This is a genomic window from Pseudomonas brassicacearum, assembly GCF_003732265.1.
In the GTDB taxonomy this organism is placed as follows: domain Bacteria; phylum Pseudomonadota; class Gammaproteobacteria; order Pseudomonadales; family Pseudomonadaceae; genus Aquipseudomonas; species Aquipseudomonas brassicacearum_D.
The window spans coordinates 1-295 of the sequence record NZ_MOBK01000407.1; the positions used below are offsets into that span (position 1 = coordinate 1).

A 295-nucleotide genomic window follows, 5' to 3' on the forward strand; every position below is an offset into this window, starting at 1 on the left:
CAATCACTTCCAGGTTGAAGGTCTTGCCGAGGGTTTCCGAATCGGGCGCGACATTGCTCAAGTAGCGGTCGATCAGCAGGCGTCCGTGGTCGAGCTTCATGCCTTTTTCGCGCCACAGATTGAGCACGGCAAGGTTGCGTCGGCAGTTGAGCACGCTCTGATCGGTGTACCAGAGCAACTTGTCGCAGTGGCTGACAAAGGTGCGCAAGGCTTCGCTGTCGGTCTGCCCGGTGAGGTTCACGACGATGTGCTGGAAGTGCTGGCGCAAGGCGCTGAGCAACATGTACAGCTCGGC

The 295-nt window shown here is 59.0% G+C and carries 1 pseudogene; it reads right to left on the reverse strand.

From position 1 onward, the window contains the following. Positions 1–295 (reverse strand): annotated as a pseudogene (locus tag BK660_RS33385) (pilus assembly protein); the annotation flags it as partial.